Annotated in this window: 23 protein-coding genes; 14 read left to right on the top strand and 9 right to left on the bottom strand. The window is 68.6% G+C overall.

What is annotated here, in order from left to right; all coding sequences use genetic code 11:
• Positions 1-9 precede the first annotated feature (9 nt).
• The 6 genes from ACFYRU_RS33410 to ACFYRU_RS33385 form a co-directional block, all read right to left on the bottom strand.
• Positions 10-1,827: a LamG-like jellyroll fold domain-containing protein gene (locus ACFYRU_RS33410; protein ID WP_387666190.1), complete on the bottom strand. Its 1,818-nt coding sequence runs from the start codon at positions 1,825-1,827 to the stop codon at positions 10-12.
• A gap of 69 nt (positions 1,828-1,896) precedes the next feature.
• Positions 1,897-2,349 (bottom strand): NUDIX domain-containing protein, encoded by a 453-nt coding sequence (locus ACFYRU_RS33405; protein ID WP_387666188.1) that lies wholly within the window; start codon positions 2,347-2,349, stop codon positions 1,897-1,899.
• 45 nt (positions 2,350-2,394) lie between these two features.
• The gene (locus tag ACFYRU_RS33400; protein ID WP_387666186.1) at positions 2,395-2,976 is read right to left on the bottom strand and encodes a GNAT family N-acetyltransferase; all 582 of its coding nucleotides are present in this window, start codon (positions 2,974-2,976) and stop codon (positions 2,395-2,397) included.
• 49 nt (positions 2,977-3,025) lie between these two features.
• A complete protein-coding gene (locus ACFYRU_RS33395) occupies positions 3,026-3,763 on the bottom strand; it encodes an MBL fold metallo-hydrolase (RefSeq protein ID WP_387666184.1) in 738 nt (245 codons plus the stop codon).
• 63 nt (positions 3,764-3,826) lie between these two features.
• The gene (locus tag ACFYRU_RS33390; protein WP_387666181.1) at positions 3,827-4,066 is read right to left on the bottom strand and encodes an antitoxin; all 240 of its coding nucleotides are present in this window, start codon (positions 4,064-4,066) and stop codon (positions 3,827-3,829) included.
• A gap of 121 nt (positions 4,067-4,187) precedes the next feature.
• Positions 4,188-4,433, bottom strand: coding sequence for a hypothetical protein (locus ACFYRU_RS33385; RefSeq protein ID WP_387666178.1), 246 nt, complete (start codon positions 4,431-4,433; stop codon positions 4,188-4,190).
• 122 nt (positions 4,434-4,555) lie between these two features.
• Between ACFYRU_RS33385 and miaA the strand changes: the two genes are divergently transcribed.
• Genes miaA through ggt form a run of 4 tightly spaced genes read left to right on the top strand, consistent with a single transcriptional unit; the run spans position 4,556 to position 8,581 of the window.
• Complete coding sequence (gene miaA, locus ACFYRU_RS33380; protein WP_387666176.1) at positions 4,556-5,539, top strand: tRNA (adenosine(37)-N6)-dimethylallyltransferase MiaA; 984 nt, start codon at positions 4,556-4,558, stop codon at positions 5,537-5,539.
• Positions 5,526-6,032, top strand: coding sequence for a SigE family RNA polymerase sigma factor (locus ACFYRU_RS33375; RefSeq protein ID WP_387666174.1), 507 nt, complete (start codon positions 5,526-5,528; stop codon positions 6,030-6,032). Before miaA ends, ACFYRU_RS33375 begins: the two co-directional genes overlap by 14 nt.
• Before the next feature lie 8 nt (positions 6,033-6,040).
• Positions 6,041-6,730, top strand: coding sequence for a hypothetical protein (locus tag ACFYRU_RS33370; protein WP_387666172.1), 690 nt, complete (start codon positions 6,041-6,043; stop codon positions 6,728-6,730).
• Positions 6,731-6,775: 45 nt separating this feature from the next.
• A complete protein-coding gene (gene ggt / locus ACFYRU_RS33365) occupies positions 6,776-8,581 on the top strand; it encodes a gamma-glutamyltransferase (RefSeq protein ID WP_387666169.1) in 1,806 nt (601 codons plus the stop codon).
• On the opposite strand, the gene ACFYRU_RS33360 is transcribed toward ggt, so the two are convergent.
• The gene (locus ACFYRU_RS33360; RefSeq protein ID WP_387666166.1) at positions 8,568-9,647 is read right to left on the bottom strand and encodes a M20 family metallopeptidase; all 1,080 of its coding nucleotides are present in this window, start codon (positions 9,645-9,647) and stop codon (positions 8,568-8,570) included. The genes ggt and ACFYRU_RS33360 overlap by 14 nt on opposite strands.
• A 69-nt stretch (positions 9,648-9,716) precedes the next feature.
• On the opposite strand from ACFYRU_RS33360, the gene ACFYRU_RS33355 reads away from it, so the two are divergent.
• The 4 genes from ACFYRU_RS33355 to ACFYRU_RS33340 are packed head-to-tail and all read left to right on the top strand — an operon-like array spanning position 9,717 to position 13,658.
• Entirely contained in the window at positions 9,717-10,373 is a 657-nt protein-coding gene (locus ACFYRU_RS33355) for a GNAT family N-acetyltransferase (RefSeq protein WP_387666163.1), read from the top strand.
• A complete protein-coding gene (locus ACFYRU_RS33350) occupies positions 10,366-11,001 on the top strand; it encodes a MurR/RpiR family transcriptional regulator (RefSeq protein ID WP_387666160.1) in 636 nt (211 codons plus the stop codon). Before ACFYRU_RS33355 ends, ACFYRU_RS33350 begins: the two co-directional genes overlap by 8 nt.
• Positions 10,991-12,115: an o-succinylbenzoate synthase gene (gene menC / locus ACFYRU_RS33345; RefSeq protein ID WP_387666158.1), complete on the top strand. Its 1,125-nt coding sequence runs from the start codon at positions 10,991-10,993 to the stop codon at positions 12,113-12,115. The genes ACFYRU_RS33350 and menC overlap by 11 nt, the downstream gene beginning before the upstream one ends.
• A gap of 4 nt (positions 12,116-12,119) precedes the next feature.
• Entirely contained in the window at positions 12,120-13,658 is a 1,539-nt protein-coding gene (locus ACFYRU_RS33340) for an amidohydrolase family protein (RefSeq protein WP_387666155.1), read from the top strand.
• Here ACFYRU_RS33340 and ACFYRU_RS33335 read toward each other — a convergent pair.
• A complete protein-coding gene (locus ACFYRU_RS33335) occupies positions 13,648-13,902 on the bottom strand; it encodes a hypothetical protein (RefSeq protein ID WP_387666153.1) in 255 nt (84 codons plus the stop codon). The genes ACFYRU_RS33340 and ACFYRU_RS33335 overlap by 11 nt on opposite strands.
• 136 nt (positions 13,903-14,038) lie before the next feature.
• On the opposite strand from ACFYRU_RS33335, the gene dapF reads away from it, so the two are divergent.
• Together dapF and hflX are read left to right on the top strand one after the other, a co-directional pair.
• The gene (gene dapF / locus ACFYRU_RS33330) at positions 14,039-14,881 is read left to right on the top strand and encodes a diaminopimelate epimerase (protein WP_387666150.1); all 843 of its coding nucleotides are present in this window, start codon (positions 14,039-14,041) and stop codon (positions 14,879-14,881) included.
• A gap of 72 nt (positions 14,882-14,953) precedes the next feature.
• On the top strand, positions 14,954-16,435 hold the full coding sequence (gene hflX / locus ACFYRU_RS33325) for a GTPase HflX (protein ID WP_387666147.1): 1,482 nt from the start codon (positions 14,954-14,956) through the stop codon (positions 16,433-16,435).
• 52 nt (positions 16,436-16,487) lie between these two features.
• Here hflX and ACFYRU_RS33320 read toward each other — a convergent pair whose 3' ends face one another.
• Positions 16,488-18,854 (bottom strand): immune inhibitor A domain-containing protein, encoded by a 2,367-nt coding sequence (locus ACFYRU_RS33320; RefSeq protein ID WP_387666145.1) that lies wholly within the window; start codon positions 18,852-18,854, stop codon positions 16,488-16,490.
• Positions 18,855-19,041: 187 nt separating this feature from the next.
• Between ACFYRU_RS33320 and macS the strand changes: the two genes are divergently transcribed.
• The 4 genes from macS to ACFYRU_RS33300 all read left to right on the top strand — a co-directional run bounded on the left by macS (position 19,042) and on the right by ACFYRU_RS33300 (position 26,129).
• On the top strand, positions 19,042-20,154 hold the full coding sequence (gene macS / locus ACFYRU_RS33315; RefSeq protein WP_387666143.1) for a MacS family sensor histidine kinase: 1,113 nt from the start codon (positions 19,042-19,044) through the stop codon (positions 20,152-20,154).
• A gap of 28 nt (positions 20,155-20,182) precedes the next feature.
• Positions 20,183-20,815, top strand: coding sequence for a response regulator (locus ACFYRU_RS33310; RefSeq protein WP_387666140.1), 633 nt, complete (start codon positions 20,183-20,185; stop codon positions 20,813-20,815).
• 960 nt (positions 20,816-21,775) lie between these two features.
• On the top strand, positions 21,776-24,076 hold the full coding sequence (secD, locus tag ACFYRU_RS33305) for a protein translocase subunit SecD (protein ID WP_387666137.1): 2,301 nt from the start codon (positions 21,776-21,778) through the stop codon (positions 24,074-24,076).
• A gap of 55 nt (positions 24,077-24,131) precedes the next feature.
• Complete coding sequence (locus tag ACFYRU_RS33300; protein ID WP_387666135.1) at positions 24,132-26,129, top strand: ATP-dependent DNA helicase; 1,998 nt, start codon at positions 24,132-24,134, stop codon at positions 26,127-26,129.

The following is a 26,129-nucleotide window of genomic DNA, read 5'->3' as shown; positions in this document are numbered from 1 at the left end:
CGGTACAGCTCAAGCGTTCAGGAACTGCGACGGCTTGAGGGGGCGGGTGACGATGCGGAGTTCGCCGAGGTTGCCGGCGAAGCCTTGGTCGATCGTGTTGGCGTAGTGGCCGGCGGCAACCAGCCACGGTTTGCCCGCGGTCGCGAGACCGTTCGACGGGGTTGCCGGGTTACGCAGCAGCTCGGACGAGTCGACGTACACGACGCTGTGCCGTCCGTCGTTCACGATCGCGAGATGGAACCACTCACCGGCGCGCTGCTCGTGTCCCCAGTTGGTGAACGTGTCGTTCTTGTCGGCCGGGTACACCGCCCACTGCACCTGCAGCCCGCCGGAGAACCCGAGCTTCGCGGCCGGCTCGTCCGGGTCGCTGCCGGTCTTGCCCGCGTCGCGTCCGGTACCGAGCCGCGTGAGCAGGCCCTCCCAGGAGTGGTCCTGCCCGTCGTCGGCGAGCTTGACGAACGCCTCGATCGTGTACCCGTTGGGGAACGTCATCGCGTTCAGCGGGGCGCTGTCCGCGGTCTTCAGGTACCCACCGCGGGCCGGGTTCTTGCCGCCGGGGAAGGCCCAGCTCGCGTGGCCCGGCTGGTCCGGGTGGTACTCCGCGGACGCGGTCGGTACGTCGTTGCTGAGCTGGACCCGGGTCAGGTCGTTGCCGTGCCCGGACTGGTCGACGACCTGGTCCGCGACCGGACCGTCGAAGCGCCAGTACGCCGCCGTACCGGGGATGACGAGTTGCTTGGCCGGACGCGCCGGGCGGACCGGTTCCGGCGCGAACTTGGCGAACCGCTGGGTGAAGTCGATCGGGATGCCGAAGCGGTTTGTGTCGTCGCTGAGCTCGATCTCCGCCTCGGCCAGCTCGTTGCGGCGGGCCGGGTCCTGGGCCATGATCCACGGCGAGATCGTCTCGACGTCGATGGTGTTCCGGGCCAGGTCGAAGTGGTACAGCCGGACCATGCCGGAGCCGCCGTAGTACCGGTCCTGGTAGTTCGTCAGGTGCAGGTGCACGTCGTTGCCCGCGGCATTCTTCCGGGTGACCCGGCCGGGCGGCCAGTAGTGCCCGTTCAGGGTGAGGAAGATCTGGTCGCTGTCGTCGACGAGCTGTTCCCAGACCCGGTTGCCGTGGTCGCTGAAGTACGCGACCGGGTTGCCGTGGTCGGCGTTCACCAGTTCGTGGATGGTCAGGATCACCGGCAGCTTCGGGTGTGCCTTGATGACGGCGCGGGCCCAGGCGAAGCTCGCGTCCGACGGTCGCCAGTCCATTACCAGCAGCAACCATTGGCGACCGCCCGCGCGGAACACGTGGTACTGGTTGTACCCGTTCGCGGTCGATCCCCCGTACGTCGGCATCCAGCGGAACCGCTGCGGGCCGAACGTGTCCAGGTACGGCGAGGGGCCGCGGGTGTCGTCCTTCGATCCGTCGATGTCGTGGTTGCCGGCCAGTACCGAGTACGGGAAGCGGGCGCGGTCGAGGATCCGGAAGACCGGGTCCGCCTTCGCGAACTCGCTGGCCTGCGCGTTCTCCACCACGTCACCGAGGTGTGCCATGAACACGATGTTCTGCTCGGTGCGCTGGTCGATCAGGTACTTGAACGTCGCGGTCAGCGGCGCCGCGTCACCCCGGTCCTGGTCGAACTGGTACTGCGTGTCCGGGACCACCGCGAGCGTGAACTGCGGATGCTCGGTGTCGATCCTTCCGGTTCGTCCTGTTGCAGCTGTTGGTGTCGCCGTCGCGTTCGCCGCGGTCAACGTGCCGGAGGCGAGCACCGCACCCGCCCCGATCGCCCCCAGCAGTCCTCGCCGGCTCGTCCCGCCGTACTGCTCGTCCATCGCCCCACGCTCCCATGTCCGTTGACAACGTCGGCACAGTAGAGCGTGGCAACCGGCCCGCCGGTGAACTCAGGCGAAACCCTGGACGATCACCGCGGGAAGCGCTTCGGCCCGGAGCGACCCGAGGACGCGGGCTTCGTGCGGTACGAGCGGCTCCGGGAGGTCGTCCAACGAGTGCCACCCGAGCCCGGCCGCCTTCTCGGGCTCCATGACGCTCGGCTCACCCGACCACTTCGACGTCACGAAGAAGAAGTCCACCCGCTCGTCGATCGGATCCCCGTTCCCACCGGTCCGATGCATCGCCGTCAACGGCACCAGCTCCACCGGATCCACGTCGATCCCCACCTCCTCCTTCAACTCGCGTACGGCAGCCGCCACCACCGACTCCCCCTGCTCCACATGCCCCGCCGGCACCGCCCAGTACCCGTCCATGTAGCCGGTATTAGCCCGCAGCAACAACAACACCTCATCCCCCCGCCGAACCACCACATAAGCCGCCGGCACCACCCGAAACCGATCCATACCCAAACCCTAATAACCCCCACCCCCAATTCGAGGCCTGAGGCGCTAGACGGTCTTGGTCATGACGCAGTGGTTTTTGCCTTTGGGGCGTTGGTAGGTGAAGCCTGCTTGGGCGAAGAGGGAGCTGGTGCCGTTGTAGAGGAAGGAGGCGGTGATCTTCTTGCCGGCGGTGTCTTGGGGGTAGGCCTCCACCAGGCCGCCGCCGGCGTCGGCGATGAGTGAGAGGGCGCCGCGGAGGGCGGCGGTGGAGACGCCCTGGCGGCGGTAGTTGCGGTCGGTGAAGAAGCAGGTCAGCCGATAGTCGGGCAGCCGGTCCAGTCCGGCCTCGTACTCCTTGCGGTGGTAGATGTTCGGCAGCTCCACGGGTGACCCGTACTCGAGCCAGCCCACCGCCAACTCGCCGTCGAACACCAGCGCCGCATGCGCGCGACCTTCGACCACCAGCCGGTGTTTCACCTCACGGTTGCTGACGGCATCGAAGGTCTTCTCGTTGTGCATGGTGTGGAACCACGTGCACCAGCAGCCGCCCCACACCCCGTTGTGCCGTTCCGCGAGCGCCGCGAACGCATCCCACGTCTCCGCCGACAGTGCCCGCACCGTCAGCTGATCGACCGCAACCTTGACCATGAGCCGAATGTACGACGACATCCGGACGATCCGCGTCCGGATACATCCGTCAAATCTGGTACGTCGCACCCGGAGCGGCGTACGACACCGGTCCGTCGTACGACGTCGAGGCCCGCGCCGCAGCCTCTGCCGGGGCGATTGCCCGACCGACATGCGTGACGATCAACCGCCCAGCCCCAGCCGCACTGACGCCTGCCTGTTCAGGCGTGTGATGCGCGGGATCCGGTCCGTCGGCCTCACACAGCAGTACGTCGCAACCGTCCGCGAGCTCGGTCAACGCCGGGCAAGGCGCAGTGTCACCCGAGTAGACGAGCGACCGCCCCGAAGCTTCCAGCCGTACGCCGAACGCCGGCAGCCCGTGCTCCACCGCGCGCGACGTCAGCCCGACATCGCCGACGGTCGCCGACTGTCCGTCGTACAGCTCGATGATCTCGAACGCCGACTCGACAGGACTGCGCGCGGACCCGTTGGTGAGGAACCCGGCGAGCCGGTCCGCGATCCCCGGCGGGCCGTACAGCGGGATCGGTGCAGGCAAGGACACATCGGCGTACAACGCGCCGTAGTACGCGGTCAGCAGGTCGGCACTGTGGTCCGCGTGCAGGTGCGAGATCCAGATCGCGTCCAGTTCGTCCAGCCGCGTGTACCGCTGCAGCGGCCCGAGCGTGCCGGTACCCGCATCCATCCAGATCCGCGTCGGCCCGGACGTGACGAGATAGCCCGAGCACGGGTTGTCGACGGCCGGGTACGGCGTCGCGCACCCGAGCACCGTCAGCTGGAGGTCGGCCATGCACCGGATCCTAGACAGGCGAAAGGGCCGCAAGCGTGGTGCTTGCGGCCCTTCCGGAGCGGCTCAGGCGGGCGGGTTGTTCGGGATGTCGTCGTCCTGACCGTCCAGGTTGTCCAGACCGTCCTTGGCCTTCTCGACCCCGGAGTCGATCTGGTCGCCGTACTTGCCGCCCGTCTTCTCGTCGACGAAGTCGCCGGCCTTGTCCAGGCCTTCGCCGACCTTGTCGCCGTGACCGTCGACCAGGTCGGTGGCCTTTTCCTTCAGGTCCTCGGCCTTGCCCTTGAACTTGTCGAAGATGCCCATCACGGGGCTCCCATTCCTGCGTAGTTGAGTGCTTACAGACAGCTAGCGATGATCTTCGCACCTGCAACGCCAGAACTGTGGGATCCCGCGAGCGCCGTTCCCAAAACGATGCGGACGGCTACTACTCTACGTCGCCACCACTGTCCGTGGTCGAACCGCCACCGGATTCGACGTCGCCACCGGACTCGTCGCCGGGCTCGGTGTCGGCCGCGAACTCGACGTCCCCACCGCTCTTCTTCGCTTCGACGTCGCCGCCGCTGCGCTTGGCCGCGGTCAGACCCTCGGCCTCCTCCCCGAGCGCGTCCTCCCCGAGTGCGTCCTCCCCGAGTGCGTCCTTGGCCGACTCTTCATCGAACGAATTCGTCACTTGGTTTCCTCCCGTAGAAATGTCACGAACCCCATGGTTACTACCGAACTTTCCGGGTCATCCACAAGGCCGGTCGGGACCTCTTGGCGAACTCTTGGCGGCGGGCCTGCCAGACTGGAGCGATGCCTGCTCCACTCGTCGTCGCGGTCGTGGGTCCGACCGCGGCCGGGAAGTCCGACCTCGCCGTTGCCCTGTCCCAGCGTCTCGGCGGTGAGGTGGTGAACGCCGACGCCATGCAGGTGTATCGCGGCATGGACATCGGTACGGCCAAGATCACAGTGGCCGAGCGGCAAGGCGTACCGCATCATCTGCTCGACATTCTGGACGTCACCGAAACAGCGACCGTCGCCGAGTTCCAGGAACTCGCCCGTAAGGAGATCGACGACTGCCTGAACAGGCAAGCAGTACCGGTACTCGCCGGCGGCTCGGCGTTGTACGTCCGCGCGATCCTCGACGACTTCGCCTTCCCTGGTACCGACCCGGAGGTCCGCGCCCGCCTCGAGGCCGAGCTCGAAGCGAACGGCTCCGGAGCACTGCACGCACAGCTGCGGCGAAAGGATCCGAAAGCCGCCGAACAGATCCTGCCCAGCAACGGCCGGCGGATCGTCCGCGCGCTCGAGGTCATCGAGATCACCGGCGGCCCGTACGTCGCCACGCTGCCCGAGCACCACTACGTGTACGAGGGTGCGGTGCAGATCGGGCTCGACGTACCGCGGCCGGTCCTGGACGAGCGGATCGACCGCCGGGTGGACCGGATGTTCGACGCCGGATTCGTGGCCGAGGTGCGAGGTCTGCTGGACAAGGGTTTGATTGAGGGGAAGACCGCCAACCGCGCACTCGGATATTCGCAGGTGATCGCGTTGCTGAACGGTGAGATCGACGAGGCCCAGGCCCGGGAGCGGACCGCCCAGGCCACCCGGCGGTTCGCCCGCCGCCAGGATTCCTGGTTCCGTAAGGACCAACGGATCACGTGGCTGCCGTACGACGCGCCCGAGCTGCCGGAATTGGCACTGGAAGTGATAGCCCGAGGCAACCTCGCGAGCGCCGCCGGCGTAGTCGAGGTGACAAAAGGCCCGACAGACGGGGCCGTCGATGCGAGGGGGTGACCGTGAGGCCGAGTTCCGCGAGTACCTGATCGCGGACCGCACGAGGCTGATGCGAACGGCGTTGCTGCTCACCGCGGGGGATGTGCACACCGCCGAAGATCTGGTCCAGACCGCCTGCACCCGCGTGTACGTGCACTGGCACCGGATCAAGCACGAAGGCGCGGGCCCGTATGCGCACCGCATCCTGGTCAACGCCTTCCTCGACGAGCGCCGCCGGGCCGGCCGCCACCCCGAGGTGGTGACCGCCGACACGCTCGAGCCCCGGTTGACCGACGTACCGGACCAGGCGGACACGCTGGCGGTCCGGGACGCCCTGCTGGATCTCGCGCCCCGGCAGCGAGCGGTTCTGGTACTGCGGTACTTCCAGGATCTCGACGTCGCGAGCTGCGCGCGGATCCTGGAGTGCACCGAGGGAACGGTGAAGAGCCAGACGGCGAAGGCGCTCAAGCGCCTCAAGGAACTGATGACGACCGAAGAGACGGGGAGTAGCTGAGACCGCCGATGGACGAGGTCAAGAAACTGCTGGAGGGCTTCGCGGACCGGGCCGCCGACGGGCTGCCGGACGCGGACATCGACGCGGACGTCAGCCGGGGCCGGCTCGCGTTGCGCCGGATCAAGCGCCGGCGCCGGGTCACCGGCGTGCTGTGCGTCGCCGCTGCGTCCGCCCTCGTGCTCGCCGTCGGCAACCAGGTGAAGTGGTGGGGGAACGGCAGCGAGGTCGCCGGCAATCCGGTCGAGCAGGGCACCGCGGCGTCAGCAGCCGGCCCGGCGACGCTGCCGGCCGCGACACCGAAGGCCAACCAGACGATGTCGGCGTTCGGCGCCTCGGTCGTCGAGTTGGTCGCGAACAAGCAGGCGTGGAGCACGATCGCCTGCAGCCTCGCCCCCAAGGGCTGGTCGCCCGAGCCCCCGATCGCGGCCAACCGCGTCGTCCTGTCCCAGCCCGAGATGCGCACGGCGGACACTGCGGCGAAGGTCGTGCTGCAGGCGTCGGACCAGGCGCGCAGCCTGTCCCACGTCCGGGTCAGCGACGCGGGCGGCAAGACGTTCCACATCGGCACCGTCAACGGCCGTCTGACCGGTCAGGTCAAGCTGCCGAACCAGTGGCTCCTGGTCGAACTCCCCACCGGCACCGTCGAATGGCCCGACGACGAGGTACGCCGATTCCTCGACTCCTGCACCGTCAGCTGATAGGCAGGGGCTGTCCCTGTCGCCGAAGCCCGTGTGGGGGAGTTCGTGAAGAAACTGGTCGCATCTCTGTCCGCAGGAACCCTCGTTCTCACTGCCTTCACTGCAACCGCAACCGCCACCCCGCAAGTCGAAGCCACGCCGAGGCAGCCGGTCGCGGTCGGGTACGGCGGTGCTGTGTCGTCGGTCGATCCGGATGCCACGAACATCGGGCTCGACGTACTGCGTCGTGGTGGCAATGCTGTCGACGCCGCAGTCGCGACGGCCGCCGCGCTCGGCGTCACCGAGCCGTACTCGGCCGGCATCGGCGGTGGTGGGTACTTCGTCTACTACAACGCCAGGCGTCATCAGGTGTACACGATCGACGGCCGCGAGACCGCGCCGGCGACGATGCCGTCGAACGCCTTTGTCGACCAGAAGACCGGCAAGCCGTACGCGTTCGGGGACGCGGTGACGTCCGGCGTCTCGATCGGCGTACCAGGCACGCTCGCGACCTGGAACAGCGCGCTGAAGCAGTGGGGATCGTTGTCGCTCGGCAACGCGTTGAAGCCGGCCGCCGAGCTGGCCGAGCGTGGCTTCGTCGTCGACCCGACGTTCCGGCTGCAGACGCTGGAGAACAAGAGCCGGTTCGCGCAGGTCGTACCGACGGCCAAGCTGTTCCTGCCGAACGGTGACGCGCCGCAGGTCGGTTCGCTGTTCAAGAACCCCGAGCTCGCCGCGACGTACAAGCTCATCGGTCAGCAAGGCCCGTCGGTGTTCTACAACGGCCAACTGTCGGGCGAGATGGCGGCCGTCGCGAAGAACCCGCCGAAGACCGCGGACGCGACGCTCCCGTTCTACCCCGGCTATCTCCAGACCAGCGATCTCGCGTCGTACAAGGCGATCGACCGGACGCCGACCAAGGTCCGGTACGACGGATTGGACGTCTACGGGATGCCGCCGTCGTCGTCCGGCGGAATCACTGTCGGTGAGGCTCTCAACATCCTGCAACCGCAGCACATCGCGCAGATGTCGACGACGCAGGCGTTGCACACCTACCTCGAGGCGTCGGCGCTCGCGTTCGCGGACCGTGGTGCGTACATCGGCGACCCGGCGTACGTCGACGTACCGCAGAAGCAGTTGCTGTCGAAGGGCTTCGGGGCCGAGCGGTCCTGCCTGATCGACCCGCAGAAGGCGGCGACCAAGCCGGTGCCGGCCGGATCGCCCGACGGGCAGTACTCGCGTTGCGGCAAGGGCACCGCGGTCGAGCAGCGTCCCGACACCGAGGGGCGATCGACGACGCACCTGGTCGCAGCCGACAAGTGGGGCAACGTCGTCTCGTACACGCTGACCATCGAGCAGACCGGCGGTAGCGGTATCACCGTGCCGGGCCGGGGTTTCCTGCTGAACAACGAGCTGACCGACTTCTCGTTCGTGCCGGATCCGAAGGACCCGAACATCGTCATCGGCGGGAAGCGGCCGCGCTCCTCGATGTCGCCGACGATCGTGCTGCGCGGCACCAAGCCGTACATCGCGCTCGGCTCGCCGGGTGGTTCGACGATCATCACGACCGTCCTGCAGACGTTGACGAACCGGCTCGACCGGGGCATGACGCTGCCGCAGGCGATCGCGGCACCACGAGCGTCGCAACGCAACACCGCGTCGGTGACGGCGGAACAGTCGTTCATCGACCAGTACGGTGCCACGCTGGCGCCGTACGGCCACACGTTCACGCCGGCCGGCGCGCCGGGGAGTTCGGCGGCCGAGATCGGTGCGGTCGAGGCACTCGAGTTCCTGCCCGGTGGCGCGATCCTCGCAGCAGCCGAGCCGACCCGGCGTGGTGGGGGAGCGGCCGGAGTCGTCAGAGCGCGGTGATGACGGCGGCGACCAGGGCCGCACGTTCGGCCAGGGTCGCCGCGATCACCTGTTCGTGGACGGCGTGGGCGCCCTTGCCGACGGGGCCCAGGCCGTCCAATGTTGGTACGCCCAACCATCCGGTGAGGTTCGTGTCGGCGGCGCCGGACGCGGGCGCGCCGCCGATCCGCTGACCGACGGACTGCCCGGCGGCGGCGACCTTCGCCAGTAGTTCGTCGGTTGCGGCCGAGGGTTGCCAGGCGGGTCGGTTCGACAGCACCTGCACACTCAACCGCGCGTCCCGCACCGGTTCCAAGGCCCGCACCGTCGCGAGTACCGCATCTTCGGTGGCCGGATCGACGAAGCGGAACCCGATGTCGGCCGCCGCCGATCCCGGTACGACGTTCGTACGTCCACCGCCCGCGATCGTGCCGACGTTGCACAGCACGTTGTCGTGGGCGGCGACCACCCGTCGTACCGCGATCAGCTGGTCGACCAGTTCGTCGATCGCGGAGACGCCGCTGTCCGGGTCGAGCGCGGCATGCGCCTCGCGGCCGGTGACCTCGATGCGGACCCGCGTACTGCCCCAGCGCGACGTCTTCAGGTCGCCGTTCGGATGCGGCGGCTCGAACCCGAAGGCGGCGTACACGCCCTTCGCCTCGGCGGTCACCAGTTCGCGCGCCGACGGCGACCCGACTTCCTCGTCCGCGACGACGACGATCCGCAGCGGCCGATGGTCGCGGCCGGCGACCTGTTCGAGCGCGGTCTCCAGGACGACCAGGCCGCCCTTCATGTCGAAGACGCCCGGGCCGTGGATGATCCCGTCCGCCTCACGCCACGGCATCGCGCCGTCGAGCTGGCCGACCGGCCAGACGGTGTCGTGATGGGTCAGGAAGAGCAGCGGCGCCGCGGCTCGGCCCGGGAAGTCGGCGATCAGGTGGTCGCCGGTCGGGTGCCGGTCGCGACGTACGGTCGCGCCGAGCTCGGCGTAGCGCCTGGCCAGCCGGTCGGCGAAGGCGTTCAGCGCGGCCGCGTCACCCGTCGGGGTCTCCGCGCCGACGTACTCCCGGAGTCGCTCGATCATCATGGATAGTCAACGTATCATCATCTGATCCACGACTCGCCAGAGTTCTCCAAGTGCAGATATGGTCAGGATATGAATCGTATCTCTGAGGTGAGCTTCCGCGCGGTCTCGCTCACCACGGCGTCCCGGTTCGCCGAGGCGTCGGCGCTGTACCGCGAGGTCTTCGGGTACGACGACCCGTCGTACGGGCTGAACCCGCGACTGCTCGGCGCGCTCGCGAGCAACGGCGGCTCGGTGGTCGGCATCCTCGACGAGAACGATCAGCTGGTCGCGTTCGCGTACGGGTTCTGCGCCACCGACCGGCGCGGTTTCTACCACTACTCGCAGTCCGCCGTGGTGGCCACCGCGCAGCAGGGCCGCGGCCTCGGCCGGATGCTCAAGCACGCGCAGAAAGAGGTTGCCCTCAGCCACGGTATGTCGCGGATGCGCTGGACCTACGACCCGGCGCAGATCCGCAACGCGCACTTCAACCTCGACGTGCTCGGCGCCCGCGGCCGCTGGTTCGCTCCCGACATGTACGGTCCCGGCACGGATCGGCTCATCGTTGAGTGGGACTTGACCCGCGAGCATCCGGCCACGCCGGAGCCGGTCGTTGAATTGGTGGTACCAACGACTGACCTTCGGCGTTCGTTCGAGGAACTGCTCGGCAAGGGGCTCGTCGCGGTTTCGTGCCGGCGGCGTCCGGACGGCAGCGGCGTCTACTACTTCGGGCAGGCCGACGATGCGTGACAACCGCGAGCTCACCAGCCCACAGGAGCGGTACGACGCGCGCCTGCAACGACGCTCGTCGACGCTCCTGCAACGCCGGGTCGTCGAGCAGGAACGCGCCTCGATCGACGCGGCGCTCGACCAGATCCTCACCGACGAGTCGATCGCGCAGGCCGCCGCCCGGATCGTCGCTGCCCGCCGGCGTTTCATCATCGGCTCCGCGAAGTCGTACTCGTACGCGTCGCTGCTCGCGTTCGACCTCGGCGTCGGGCTGTCCCAGGTGACGCTGATCGACGGCACTGTCGTACGTGGTGTCGACGTGCTGGCCGACGTACGGTCCAACGACCTGATGGTCGCGTTCTCGTTCCGCCGGTACCGGCGCGACACCGTCGACATCGCGCAGCGGTTCGTCGAGGCCGGCGGCGAACTCGTCGCGATCACGGACTTCGACGACGCACCACTCGCCAAGATCGCCGACCAGAGCATCTACGTCGCGACCGGCAGTGCGTCGTACGTCGACTCGCCGACCGTGGTCGCCTCCGTACTGCACGTCCTCGCGACGCTCACCACCGCCAGCGCGAAGGGCGCGCGCCGGCGGCTGGTGGAGCGGGACCGGCTGAACACGGAGCTGGGGTTGTATGTCAACTGAACTCAGGGTCGTCGCGGCGCGGTTGCACCGGGTGCGGATGCCGCTCGTCCACGCCTTCCAGACCAGCTCGCACCGTAAGGCCTACCTCGACCACATCCTGGTCGAACTGGAGGACGAGTCCGGTGCCGTCGGCTGGGGCGAGATCGCATCGTCGTCCGACCCGTACTACGCCCCCGAAACCGTCGAAACCTGCTGGCACATCGCGTCCCGCTACCTCCTGCCCGCCGTCCTCGGCCGCCGCTGGACCCACCCTTCGCAGCTCGAGGTACGCAAGGTCCGAGGCAACCAGTTCGCAAAGGCCGGCGTGGACGTGGCCGCCTGGGTCCTCTGGGCAGAGACCCAACAACTGCCTCTCGCAACCGTTCTGGGTGGGAAGCGCACCGAGGTTGTTGCGGGTGTTTCGCTGGGTATCGAGCCGACGATCGACGACCTACTCGTACAAGTCGGACATCAGGTCGAAGCCGGGTACCCGAGGGTCAAGTTGAAGATCGCCCAGGACTGGGATGTAGAACCGGTGCGCGCGGTGCGGTCGGCGTATCCCCACCTCGACCTGCATGTGGACGCGAACGGGATCTACAGCGCCGACGACCTGGACCATCTGCTGCAGCTGGACCAGTTCGGGCTGACCATGATCGAGCAGCCGTTCGCCCCGCGTGACCTGCTCAGCCACGCCGAGCTGCAGCGTCGCATCGAGACGCCGGTGTGCCTCGACGAGAGTGTCGAGACGGTCGCCGACCTGGAGATCGCGCTGAAGCTAGAAGCGCTGCAGATCCTCAACATCAAGGTGTCGCGGATGGGCGGCCTGACCGCGGCCGTGACGGCGCATGATCGGGCGCAGGACGCCGGGGTCGCCGTCTGGTGCGGGGGCATGCACGAGTTCGGGGTCGGCCGGCTCGCGAACGTCGCACTCTCCAGTCTCCCCGGGTTCACCCTCCCATCGGACGTGTCCGCCTCGGAGAAGTACTACGCCCGGGACGTCGTTCAGCCCGCCGTGACCGCCGTCGGCGGGGTCGTCCAGGTACCGGAGGGGCCGGGGCTCGGGCATCCGGTCGACCGGGAGTTCGTCGCCGCCAACACGATCGAAGAACTGGCTTTCGGCCCAGGACAGGAGTGACTCGATGGTGCTCGCACTGACCGGCGGCCTCGTCGTCGACGGGACCGGGAGTGCGCCGCGGCCCGGGACAGTACTCGTCGAGGGCGGGCGGATCAGCGCCGTACTGCCGCCCGGCCAGCCGGTCGCGGACGCCGAGGTAATCGATGCCACGGGCAACATTGTCGCACCGGGGTTCGTCGATCTGCACTCACATGCGGATTTCAGTCTCGGCTCAAGTCCGGCCGCCGAATCACAGCTCGCGCAAGGCGTCACCACGCTGGTCGCCGGGAACTGCGGGTGGTCGCCGTTCCCGATCACCGACCTGGACATGCTCAAGGCGGGTACGGCGTTCCTCGGCCCGAAGCACGGGTGGTCGTGGACCGACGCGGGCGGGTTTGCTGCAACGTTGGAACCGGCGGTGAACCTGGCGCTGCAGGTAGGCCACTGCACGCTCAGAATCGCCGCGATGGGCAGCGCCCGACGTGCTCCGTCGGCTGCGGAACTCCGTATGATGCAGGACCTGCTCCGCCAGGCCGCCGACCAAGGCGCGGTCGGCTTCTCCACCGGCCTCATCTACGCGCCGGGCGCCTACGCGTCGCCCGAGGAGGTCGCGGCTCTGGTGGGTACCGCCGCCGACTGCGGGCTGCTCTACTCGACCCACATCCGCAACGAGGGTGGCGGCCTGCTGGATGCGCTGGACGAGGCGATCGCGGCAGCGCGCGCCGGCGGAGCCCGCCTGGAGATCTCTCACCTGAAGGCCGTTGGTACGTCCAACCACGGACTCGTCGAGGCGGCCCTCGAACGCCTGGACGCCGTGACCGACGTCGACCTCGGCTGGGACGCCTACCCCTACACCGCCACCAGCACCACCCTCACCACCCGCCTCCCCACCTGGGCCTTGGCCGGTGGGAGCCTCCTCGACCGTCTCGCTGACCCCGGTGAACGCACCCGGATCGCCCAGGCGCTGCGGGCCGACGTACTGCTCTCGCCCGAGACCGTGGTGATCGCATCTCTTCCACCAGGGCGGTACGAGGACTGTCGGGGAATGAGCTTGTCCGAGATCGCTCGGCTCGACGGGGTGGACGCAGCCGAGATCGTGCTGCGGATCCTCGAGTCGCACGACGCGGCGGTCAGCGTGGTGAACCACGCCATGCGTGAGGAGGACGTGACAACCGTCCTCGAACATCCGCGAACAGCGATCGCGAGCGACGGCTGGATCATGGATCCTACGGGTCCGGGGCACCCGCATCCGCGCAACTTCGGCACGTTCCCGCGGGTGCTTGGCCACTACGCCCGCGACCGTGGGCTGTTCACCCTCGCGGAGGCGGTCCGCCGGATGACCTCCCTCCCGGCATCCCGCCTCGGCTGGTCCGACCGCGGCGTGATCAAACCGGGCGCCGTCGCCGACCTCGTCGTCCTCGACCCACGACAGATCGCCGACAAGTCGACGTACGACGCCCCGTGGCAACTGTCCGTCGGAGTCCACCACGTCCTGGTGGCCGGCGAACCAGCCCTCGCCGCAGGCAAACCCACCGGCGAGCGCCCCGGCCGCGTCATCGCTTGAAGCGCTTGGGCTCCGTCGGTAGTGGCGGTGGATCTGAAGGAGCCTCGTGTGTCTCGGTCTCCAGCCAGCCGTCGTGTTCTGCCAGCACCTCGTCCAGTTCGGCGAGATCCACCTCCGCCAGCACGACTGACCACGGGTGGTCCTCGTCGTCGTCCTCGCCGTGGAACCGCCCGCGCCGCACGACCCCGCCGAGTCGCTCGGCGACCGCGACGGCGTCGTCCCGCTCCCAGAAGCACGCGATCATGCTCAAACCGTACGGCCCGGACCTGCGACACTCACCAACCGCGCCCGCGGCGCGCAACACGAGGGCGGCTGAGCGTGGAGCCGCTCCGCGGCGGACAGATACTGAGTGGTGCAGGTACACCTCGTACGCTGTGCGCATGAGTACGTTCCCTTGGTTGAAAGGGCACGGTACGGAGAACGACTTCGTGATCCTGCCCGACCCGGACGGTTCCGTGCACGGTGAGCTGGATGCGGCCGTGGTGCGGTTCCTCTGCGACCGCCACGCCGGTCTCGGCGCGGACGGTGTGCTGCGGGTGATCCAGGGCGACAAGCAGTCGTACGTCGAGGACGGCGGCGACTGGTTCATGGACTACCGGAACGCGGACGGCTCGATCGCGGAGATGTGCGGGAACGGTGTCCGCGTGTTCGTGAAGTACCTCGCCGAGGCGGGCCTGATCGACGGCAAACCGGTCCGGGTCGGCACCCGCGCCGGCGTCAAGGAGGTCGCGCAGAACGACGACGGCACACTGACCGTCGACATGGGCGCGCCGAAGCTTCCCGACGCGGCCGGAATCGTGGTCGAGGCCAACGGTCACCAGTGGCCGGCGCTGCATGTCGACATGGGCAACCCGCACGCGGTCGTGTTCGTCGACAACCTGAACGAGCCGGGCAACCTGTGCGACCAGCCCACGTGGACCCCGGCCGCCGCGTTCCCGCAGGGCGTGAACGTGGAGTTCGTCGTACGGCGGGACGCGCACGACGTACAGATGCGGGTGCACGAGCGCGGCGCGGGGGAGACCCGCTCCTGCGGCACGGGTACCTGTGCGGTGACCGTGGCTGCGGCACGCCAGGCCCACGACGAGCTCCCGGTGACGTACCGCGTCGGCGTACCAGGCGGTGAGGTGAGCGTGACGTGGCGTGCCGACAACCACCTGGAGCTGACCGGACCGGCCGTTCTGCACGCGCGCGGCGAGTTCGACCGGGCGTGGCTGGGAATCTGATTTCCGCGTGGGGCGTTGACTGTAGTAAACGGGTCGCTTGTACTTGGTGACCCGTGCCACCATGGAAGGCATATGACGACCCATTCACATTCTTACGACGAGACCACCGACGTCGAACTTGACCTCCTTGAGGGCGAGGACTCTGGCGATTCGTTGACGGGTCACGACGACTACGAACACGAGCTGAGCACCGAGGGCCTGGACCTCGAGGAGCGGCAGGCGCTTCGCCGCGTGGTCGGCATGTCGACCGAGCTGACCGACATCAGCGAGGTCGAGTACCGCAAGCTCCTGCTCGAGCGGGTGCTGCTGGTCGGCGTCTGGACCGAGGGCAGCGCCGAGGACGCGGACAACTCGCTGGCCGAGCTGAAGCTGCTCGCCGAGACCGCCGGTTCCGAGGTACTCGACGGCGTCATCCAGCGCCGGAAGAAGCCGGACCCGGCGACCTTCATCGGCTCCGGCAAGGTGGCCGACCTGCGCAACCTGGTCGCGGCGCTCGGCGCCGACACGGTGATCGCGGACGGCGAGCTGGCGCCCGCGCAGCTGCGCAACCTGGAGGACAAGCTCAAGGTCAAGGTGGTCGACCGGACCGCGCTGATCCTGGACATCTTCGCGCAGCACGCGAAGAGCAAGGAAGGCAAGGCCCAGGTCGAGCTGGCGCAGCTGCAGTACATGAAGCAGCGCCTGCGTGGTTGGGGTGGAAACCTGTCCCGCCAGGCCGGTGGACGCGTCGGTGCGGCCGGTGGCGGCATCGGTGGCCGTGGTCCCGGTGAAACCAAGATCGAGACCGACCGGCGCCGGATCAACACCAAGATCGCCAAGCTCCGCCGCCAGCTCAAGGACATGAAGAGCACCCGCACGACGATGCGCCAGGAGCGCCGCCGGAACCTGGTTCCCTCGGTCGCGATCGCTGGTTACACCAACGCCGGCAAGTCCTCGCTGCTGAACCAGATCACCGGCGCGGGCGTGCTGGTCGAGGACGCGCTGTTCGCGACCCTGGACCCGACGACGCGCCGTACGACGACCTCGGACGGCCGGGTGTTCACGCTGACCGACACGGTCGGCTTCGTCCGGCACCTGCCGCACGACATCGTCGAGGCGTTCCGCTCGACGCTGGAGGAGGTCACCGACGCCGACCTGCTGCTGCACGTCGTCGACGGTTCGCACCCGGACCCGATCGCGCAGATCCAGGCCGTCCGCGAGGTCCTGGCCGAGATCGACGCGACCGACGTACCGGAGATCGTGGTGATCAACAAGGCCGACGCCGCCGATCCGCTGGCGCTGGCCCCGATCCTGCACCGGGAGCCCAACGCGATCGTCGTCTCGGCCCGTACCGGTGAAGGCATCGACAAGCTCCGCGAGCTGATCGAGGGCGCCCTGCCGCAGCCGCACGTCATGGTCGAGGTCCTGCTGCCGTACGAGCGCGGTGACCTGGTCTCCCGGATCCACTCCGAGGGCTCGGTCGAGCAGCTCGAACACACCGCGGACGGCACGCACATCACCGGTCGGGTCCATCCGGCGCTGGCCGGCGACCTGACGCCGTACGCGACCGTCTGATCCAGAACGCGCAAACGGCCCCCCGAGGATCTCCTCGGGGGGCCGTTTCACGTCACTTGCGCTTGCTGACCTGGACCTTCATCGAGGTGCCGGTCTTGGACAGCACCTTGATGTTGATGCCGTTGTTCGGGACCTTGACGCTGCTCGTCGGCAGGTCCGCGGACCAGTACGACTTGCTGTCGTTGAAGGTCGGGACGGCGTTCTGGCCGCGGATGTAGCTGGCCTGGCCGTTCACGTGCAGGGTGAACGAGTCCGCCTTCTCGAGTCCGAACGGCGCGTCGTACGCCGACACCCGCGGACGCCAGAGCAGGCCGTCCAGCCGGTTGATCGGGGTCGGGTGCGCGTCGATCGGCAGGATCAGGCCCTCGCCCGGGTGGACGTTGGTGTTGTTGTCGCCCTGCGAGGTGTCCCAGTACCAGATCAGCAGGCCGTCCTGGTACGGGAAGTGTTCGACCTTGTCGGACAGCGTGCTCGCCCAGCCGAAGTTGTACGGCCCGGTCTGCAGGTGCTTGTCGTAGTCGACGTAGTTGATGTTCGACGCGAGGTAGTAGTTGTCGTGCTGGCTCGTGTACGACGAACCGACCGAGCTGAACCCGTTGAGCGTCCAGCCCTCCGGCGAGGCCTCCGCGCCCGAGTCGACCACCGTGGTCGTACCCGACGTCACCTTGATGTCGTCGGCGAAGAAGCCGATCCCACCGGCCGCCGGGTCGGTGGCGTACCGGAACTGCAGCGTGATCGTCTTGCCGGCGTACGCCGACAGGTCGAACGTGGCCGGCTTCCAGCCGTTGCTCCTACCGTCGATCCCGTTGCCCTCGGCATCGTTGGTGATGTTGCCCTTGACCGTCTTGAAGCCGGTGCCGTCGTTCACGTCGACGTACGCGTAGTCGCAGGCCGTCGTACCGCAGTCCTCGATGTCCCAGTTCGCCTGGAACGTGAGGCTTGCGGGCTGACCGGCCGGCAGCGTCACCTGGCGGCTCATCGTGTGCGTGAAGTCGTTGCCCTGACCGCTCCACCAGTCCTTCGTCCCGGTGGTCGGCTGGACGAGCTGGTGCTGCACCTGCTTCTTCGGCAGCGTCACCACCAGGCCCTGGGCCTTCTTCGAGTTGTACTCGTGCGGGCCGAGGTCGACGGTCCGGTTCTGGCCGGCGTTCACGATCTCGTAGTCCAGCCAGCCGAGCTGCAGCTTGTCCCACGCGTTGAAGTCGGCCGCCTGCTCGCCGATGCCACCGTCGGACGGCTTGCTGACCCGGCTCTGGGACATGATCGTCCACCAGTTCACGCCGTTCTCGACCGCCGCGCCCGAGGTGTCGTACTCGTCCGGCAGACCGAGGTCATGGCCGTACTCGTGCGCGAAAACGCTGATCCCGCCGTTCTCCGGCTGGATCGTGTAGTCACCGACGTACAGGCCGGTGTCGCCGATCTGCGCGCCGCCGTTCGGGTTGTTCGCCGGTCCGCCCGCGAAGTTCGCGTACCAGCGGTGCGACCAGATTGCGTCCTCGCCCTGCCACGGGTCGCCGTCGGCCTGGTCGCCGCCGGCGTGCACGATCTGGAAGTGGTCGATGTACCCGTCCGGCTCGTTGAAGTTGCCGTCGCCGTCGTAGTCGTAACGGTCCCACTGGTCGAACGACTTCAGGTCCGCGGTGATCTCGGCCTTCGTACGGCCCTTCGCCTCCTGGTCCGCGACCCACTGGTTGACCGCGTCCTGGATCAGGTTCCAGGTGTTGTTGCAGACGTTGCCGCTGCACGGGTACCCGTTCGACCGGCCGTACCGGGCCTCGTTGTACTTGACCTTGACCCAGTCGGTGACCTCACCGGAGACGGAGTACCGGCCCGACGACTGCTTCTCGTAGTAGCTCTTCAGCGAGTTGCCCTTGCCGAAGTACATGTCCTGGAAGTGCTGCTGGCTGTAGTCCGCCTGCCAGACGGTCGAGTTGTCGACCGAACGGTCCGGGGCCGGGATCTGGTTGTGCAGCGGGCCGTCGAAGCGCGCCGGGCCCGGGAAGTTCGGTGAGGTGTCCTTGTCCGGGTAGTTCGGGTGCCGCTCGTTGCCGAACTCCGCGAGCACGACGAAGATCCGGTCGGTCTTCTCCCGGGACAGCTCGACGTACTGGTCGACCTTGCCCTTGGCGTTCTTCACGCCCTTCGCGCCGGCGGCCTTGGCGCCGAGGTTGACGACCGTACTGCCGTTGCGCTGTTCGGGGCTGGCCTGGCCGTTGATGACCTGGGTCAGCGCCTCCTGCCGCAGCTCGCGGCGCTTGTCCTCGAGCGGGCTGGACAGCTCGTCCGGCGCCGGGGCGACTTCACTGGCGATCGGCGCCTTGGGCGGTGTGGCGGCACTGCCGGCCGAGGCGGCGGCGACGCCGAGCCCGGTCGTCGCCGCCAGGGCCAGGCTGAACAGCCCGGCGGGTAGCTTGCGCACGATTCCCCTCCGTTTTTGATGACGCAGTGTGTTCGTAGCTCCCCCGAGCGTGTTTGCGCGAGAATACGGGGAAAATCCGCGGAGCTGAAGTGGAAACTGAGGAAAACCTGTGAAGGTGCGGGGAAACCTGCATGTCTGAGTAGAAGGGCTCACGCATCTGGCGCGTGCGCTTGGCAGACTGGTCCGCGTGGAGCGATCCGTGGACCTGCTGCAGCCGTTGTGGCGTGCGCTGGTCGTGTTCCGGGTGATCACCTGGGCGTTCGCGGGGTTCGGCGTGTGGACGCGGTGGGACGGGATCGTGCATCCGTACGGCGCGGTGCTCCAGCTCGCGGTGATGGGCGTGTGGACGGCTGTCTCGTCGTACGGCTACAGCATCCGCTGGGGCCGGCGGAACACGCGGCTCGCGTTCGCGGACCTGATCGTCACGGTCGGCTGCATGTACGCGACGCTGTGGGCGCAGCCGCTGGTCGACATCCGCGCCGGGGCGTCCGTACTGACCTCAGTGTGGGCGGCCGGGCCTGTGCTCGCGCTCGCGATCTCCCGCGGGCGCGACGGCGGACTGCTCGGCGCGGCCACGATCAGCCTCGCGCTGCTCTCGCTCCGCGGGGTCGACAACGTCTCGAAGATCCTCAGCAACGTACAGCTGCTGCTCGTGGCCGGGCTGGTCGTCGGGTACGCCGCCTCGACGATGCGCCGGGCGGGGGAGCGGCTGCGGTCCGCGATCGCCGCGGAGAGCGCGACCGCGGAACGGTTGCGGCTCAGTCGCTCGATCCACGACGGCGTACTGCAGGTGCTGGCCCAGGTCCAGCGGCGCGGGACGGCGATCGGCGGCGAAGCGGTCGAACTGGCCACGCTGGCCGCCGAACAAGAGGTTGCCCTGCGCACCTTGATGTCCGCGCGTCCGGCCGTCGCCGACGGGGATCGTGTTGACCTGTGTGGATTGCTGTTGCCGTTGGCCACGACTCGCGTCGACGTGGTGGTACCCGCCGGCCCTGTGTTGTTGCCGTCGCCAACGGCCGTCGAACTGGTTGCCGCGGTCAAGGAAGCTCTGAGCAACGTGACCAAACACGCCGGCCCTGACGCCCGGTCCTGGGTCGTCGTCGAACAGCTGGGGGACGAGGTCGTGGTGTCGGTGCGCGACGACGGGATCGGTACGACGCCGGCCCGCCTCGAACAGGCCCGCGTGGACGGTCACCTAGGCGTCAGCCAGTCCATCCGCGGCCGCATCACCGACCTCGGCGGCACCGTCACCGTCCGCACCGCCCCCGGCGAAGGAACCGAATGGGAGCTGAAGATATGACCGTACTGATGCCGCGGGACCGCCGATCATGACTCGCGTGATGATCGTCGACGACCACCCGATGTGGCGCGAAGGCGTCGCCCGCGACCTCGGCAGCCGCGGGTACGACGTCTGCGCGACCGCGTCGGACGTCGCGTCCGCGGTGAAGATCGCGCTCGCCACCCGGCCGGATGTTGTTGTGATGGACCTCCAGCTCGGCACCGGATCCGGCGTCGATGCCACCCGCGAGATCACCACCGCGCTACCCGACACCCGGGTCCTGGTGTTGTCGGCGAGCGCCGAGCAGGACGACGTACTGGCCGCCGTCAAGAACGGGGCCTCCGGCTACCTCGTGAAGTCCGCGTCCCCGGACGAATTCGACAACGCCGTACGCCGTACCGCCGAAGGCGACGCCGTCTTCACCGCCGGCCTCGCCGGACTGCTCCTCGGCGAGTACCGCCGCCTAGGCGCCACCGGCCCCGAGGTCCCGCAGTTGACGGACCGCGAAACCGAGGTCCTCCGCCTGGTAGCCCGCGGCCTCACGGCCAAACAGATCGCCACCCGCCTGGTCCTCTCCCACCGCACAGTAGAAAACCACGTCCAAAACACCCTGCGAAAACTCCAACTACACAACCGAGCCGAACTAGTCCGCTACGCCCTGGAAAACGGCCTAGGCGAGTAAACCCCCCGCGCGCTACGCAGCCGCTAGCTTCGTCGCTGCGCTCCTCAGACGCAGCTGCTCCACGCGCTCCCACCCACCCTCGGGCTTGCGCCCGAAGCATTTGCTTCCGGCTATCGCCGGGGAACATCCGGCTACCGCCGGAGGTCCGCGGCTACCGCCGCGGTGTTGCCGGCTGGCGCCGGCATCTTGCGAGCTGGCGCTCGCGAGTGACTGCTCGGCTGGGGTCCGTGGGCAAACGGGTGGTGGTGATGGGGCGGCTGTGATTGCCCGCGGACCGCATCGCATGCGACTCGGTTGCTCTGCTGCGATGCCCCGACGTGACGTATGGAACTGTTCCGGCTCGACGCCTCTAGGACCTCGAGGTTGGGGAGGATCCTGTCCCGGATCGGGAAGAACATCCTCCCCAACCCGCTCCACCCGATGCCCGCGCGGGCATCGGGTGACGTCCTGGGGACAACGTCAGCGGAGGCAGCCGCGAGCTGACATCCGCGAGGCGACCCTGGGCTGATGTCCGCGGGGCCGCAGAGTGCTGGCGTCCGCAGAGGCGAGCGTGCGTGGGACCTCGGAACCGGGCGTGCGCTGATGCCCGGGAGACGGGGTCTGTGTCGATGCCGGCGGAGGCTGCCGCGTGCTGATGTCCGCGCGTGGCCGTGCCGTGATGTCCGCGGGGTGGCCGTGTGCTGGGGCCGCCGAGGCGGGTATGTGCCGACGACGCGGGGCGGGTATGTGCTGACGACGCGGGGCGGGTATGTGTTGACGACGCGGGGCGGGTGGGTACGGAAGGAACGCGTCGCCGCCGGGGGGCATCCGGGCCGCGAGTCGTGCCGGTGGGGGACTGTTACGGTTGCGACACGGTCGCTTGTGTGATTGTGGGGGGTTCGTACACTGGGCGTTCCACGGCTGCGTGGATGCTCTGTGTCATGACACCTGTACTGCGGGTGCCCACCTCCGGAGGCTTCGGTGAACCGGTCGTCCCTTGTCCGTGCACTCCTCGCGTTCCTGGTGCTGGCGGCGTCGACATACGTCACGCTGACCGCGAAACCACAACTCGGGCTCGACCTGCGCGGTGGGACGCAGATCGTCCTTCAGGCGAAGGACTCGCCGACCGTGAAGGCGACCAAGGAGACCACCGACAAGGCGACCCAGGTCCTGCACCGGCGGATCGATGCGCTCGGTGTCAGCGAGCCGAACGTGACCCGCCAGGGTGAGAACCGGATCATCGTCGAGCTCCCCGGAGTACAGGACCCGCGCGAAGCCGCGAAGGTGATCGGCAAGACCGCGCAGCTCACCTTCCACGAGGTCCTCGACCAGGTCGCGACCAAACCGGCCAAGCCCGCCGCGGGGGAGACCTACCTCGCACCCGAGAGCGGCCAGGGGTTCCTGCGGCTGGCCAAGCCCGCGATGACCGGTGAAATGGTCAGCGGCGCCGACGGACTGCTCGATCCGCAGCAGGTCGCGCAGGGCTGGTTCGTACAGATGAAGTTCAAGGGCGACGGCGGCAAGATCTGGGCGAACATCACCGGCAAGGCCGCCTGCGAGCCGGTCGGTACGCCGCAGCGCCTGATCGCGATCGTCCTGGACAACGAGGTGATCAGCTCCCCGCAGGTCGACCCGAACGGTGGCAACCAGCTCTGCAACCTCGGCATCTCCGGCGGCTCCACCACGATCTCCGGCGCGTTCACCGAGGAGGACGCGAAGGACCTGGCCGCGCTCATCTCCGGCGGCGCCCTCCCTGTACCGGTGGAGGTCATCGACCAGCGCACAGTCGGCCCGTCGCTCGGCCAGGACGCGATCCAGGCCAGCGCGCTCGCCGCGATCATCGGCCTCGCGCTGACCGCGCTGTTCATCGTCGTGGTCTACCGCCTCGTCGGCCTGATGGCGGTGCTCGGTCTGCTCGGGTACGCCGCGATGTCGTACGCCGCCCTGACCGCGATCGGAGCAACCCTCACCCTGCCCGGCCTGGCCGGCTTCGTACTGGCCATCGGTATGGCCGTCGACGCGAACGTCCTGGTCTTCGAACGCGCCCGCGAGGACTACATAGCGGGCCGCACGGACGGCCTGCGACGGTCGCTCCGCAGCGGCTTCCAGAACGCGCTGTCCGCGATCGCCGACTCCAACATCACCACCCTGCTGGCCGCCGGACTGCTGTTCTTCCTGGCTGCCGGCCCCGTCCGCGGCTTCGGCGTCACGCTCTCGATCGGTGTCATCGCGTCGATGCTGTCCGCGCTCGTCGTCACCCGCGTGTTCGCCGAGTTCGCGGTCTCCCGCGGATTCGTACTGCGTCGCCCGGCGCTGAGCGGGATCGCCGGCCACGGTCGCGTACGGACCTGGCTCGAGGCGCGGCAGCCGTCGCTGATGAAGCACAGCAAGCGCTGGCTCGTCATCACCGCCGTCGCGATCGTCGTCAGCGTCGCCGGTGTCGCGGTCCGCGGCCTGAACCTCGGCATCGAGTTCACCGGCGGCCGGCTGCTCGAGGTCAGTACGGCGCAACGCATCACGCCGGACCAGGCGCGCGCGGCCGTCGGCGAGGCCGGGTACCCGACCGCCGTCGTACAGGCCTCCGGTACCGACGACTTCACCGTCCGCACCGGAACGATCAGCGACGACGAGGCGGAGAAGATCCGCGAGTCGATCGGCCGGATCGCGGGTGACGCCCAGGTGATCCGGAACGAGAGCATCGGCCCGTCCCTCGGCCAGGAGCTGCGGAACAAGGGCCTGATCGCGCTCGGCATCGCGCTGCTCGCGCAACTCGCGTACCTCGCCGTCAGGTTCCGTTGGACGTTCGGGGCCGGCGCCGTTCTCGCGCTGATCCAGAACGTCGCGGTCGTCGTCGGCGTGTTCGCCTGGACGGGGAAGCCGATCGACGGCATCTTCCTGGCCGCGATCCTGACCATCATCGGCTACACCGTGAACGACTCGGTGGTGGTCTTCGACCGGATCCGCGAGACCCGCAGCGCCCGCTCCACCGGCAACCTCGCCAACATCATCGACACCGCGATCGTGAACGTGCTGCCGCGGACCATCAACACCGGTATCTCGACACTGTTCATCCTGAGCGCACTGCTGTTCCTCGGCGGCGACTCGCTGGCCGACTTCGCGCTGGCGCTGCTGCTCGGCATCGTCGTCGGTACGTACTCCTCGAACTTGACCGCGGCGCCGCTGCTGCTGGAGCTCGAACGCCGCTACCCGGCTCCGCCGCCGCGCCCCAAGCGCGTCCAGGTCGACCGCGACGCCCAGCCCGACCGCGGGGCGGTCGTCTAGTTATCCACACCCCGCCGCCCGCCGGACGAAATCTGTCCGTCCCGCGGGCTAGGGTGTGGCGGTGGGTGTCGATGTGCGGGAACTGCTGGAAGCTGCCGTGTCCGGGATCGCCGGACAGACTCGGCCCGGGCAGGTGGAGATGGCGCAAGCCGTGGACACCGCGATGCACGAGGGATCGCATCTGCTCGTCCAGGCCGGCACCGGCACCGGCAAGTCCCTGGGGTACTTGGTGCCCGCGCTCGTGCACGCGATCGAGGACCGCCGCGTGGTCGTCTCGACGGCGACCCTCGCGCTGCAGTCCCAGCTCGTCGACCGCGACGTGCCGGCGCTGCTCGACGCGACCGAGAAGCTCCTGCCACGGCGGCCGAAGTACGCGATCCAGAAGGGGCGGAACAACTACGCCTGCCTGCACCGGATCCGCGAGGGCGCGCCGGACGAGGACGGCATGTTGATCGACATCCCGCCGGCGGGCGAGGTCGGCCGCCAGGTCGTCGAGCTTCGCGAGTGGGCCGAGCAGCAGCTCGCCGACGGCGCGGCCGGCGACCGCGACCACGCACCCTCCCACCAGTACCAGGCGTGGCAGCAGGTCTCCATCGCCGCCCGCGAGTGCCTCGGCGCCGAGAAATGCCCGTACGGCGAGGAGTGCTTCGCGGAGAAGGCGAAGGAAGAGGCCCGCAAGGCCGACATCATCATCACGAACCATGCGCTGCTCTCGATCGACGCCTTCGAGAACCGGATCGTCCTGCCCGAGCACGATGTCGTGATCGTCGACGAGGCGCACGAGTTGCCCGCGCGCGTCACCGGCGCCGCGGGCGACGAGCTCTCGCCGCAGCTGGTCGAGCGCGCCGCCAAGCGCGGCCGCCGGTTCGTCGACGACGACAAGGCCGACGACCTGATCGATGCCTCGGACGCCCTCCGCGCCGCGCTCGACGGCACCCGGGAGGGCCGGATCGAGCCGTCCAACGGACCTGTCCTCGAGGCGGCCGCACTGGTCCGCGACGCGGCCCGCGCCATGTACTCCGACCTGAACAAGAAGTCCGACGACAAGGACGACGACCCGGACGGCGCCAAGCGGCAGTCGAAGGGCGCGGTGAAGGAGATCTTCGACGTCGCCGAGCGGGTCGCCGCGCTGAGCGATGCCGACGTGGTCTGGATGGTCGACCGCGACCGCTTCGGCCGCGAGCTCCGGATCGCCCCGCTGACCGTCGCCGGCCTGCTCCGCGAGCTCGTGCTCCGGGATCGTACGGCGATCCTCACGTCCGCGACGCTGACACTCGGCGGGGACTTCGACGCGATCGCCCGCCAGGTCGGTCTTCGGCCGTCCGACAAGCTCGACGACGACGACGAGATGCCGGAGCTCGACGAGGCCGACGAGCGCGGACCGCTGCCGTGGCGCGGCCTCGACGTCGGCTCCCCGTTCGAGTACGAGAAGCAGGCGATTCTGTACGTCGCCAAGCACCTGCCGCCGCCGCATCGCGACGGGCTGGGCAAGAAGCAGTTCGAGGAGATCGTCGACCTGATCACGGCGGCCGGTGGGCGGACGCTCGGCCTGTTCTCGTCGCGGCGCGCGGCCGAGGCGGCAACGGCCGCGGTCCGCGAGGCAACCGACCTCAAAGTGCTCTGTCAGGGGGATGCGCAGCTCGCCGAGCTGTCCCGCGAGTTCGTCGAGGACCCGGAAACCTCCTTGTTCGGCACGCTGTCGCTCTGGCAGGGCATCGACGTACCGGGCTCGACCTGCAACCTGGTGATCATCGACCGGATCCCGTTCCCGCGCCCCGACGAGCCGCTGATGGCGGCCCGGCAACGCGCCGTCGACGAGGCCGGTGGCAACGGCTTCATGGCGGTCGCCGCGACCCACGCCGGCCTGCTGCTCGCGCAGGGCACCGGCCGCCTGATCCGCCGCAGCACGGACCGCGGCGTGGTCGCGATCCTCGACCCCCGCATCGTCACCCAGCGGTACGGCGGATTCCTGCGTGCGTCGCTGCCGCCGATGTGGCCGACTGCCGACCGGGAGAAGGTGCTTGGCGCCCTGAAGCGGCTGCAGACGGCATGA

Origin of the sequence: Kribbella sp. NPDC004536 (assembly GCF_042873835.1) — a bacterium.
In the GTDB taxonomy this organism is placed as follows: domain Bacteria; phylum Actinomycetota; class Actinomycetes; order Propionibacteriales; family Kribbellaceae; genus Kribbella.
Note: the sequence above shows the minus strand (reverse complement) of the source record. Positions and strands in the feature narration are given on the sequence as shown.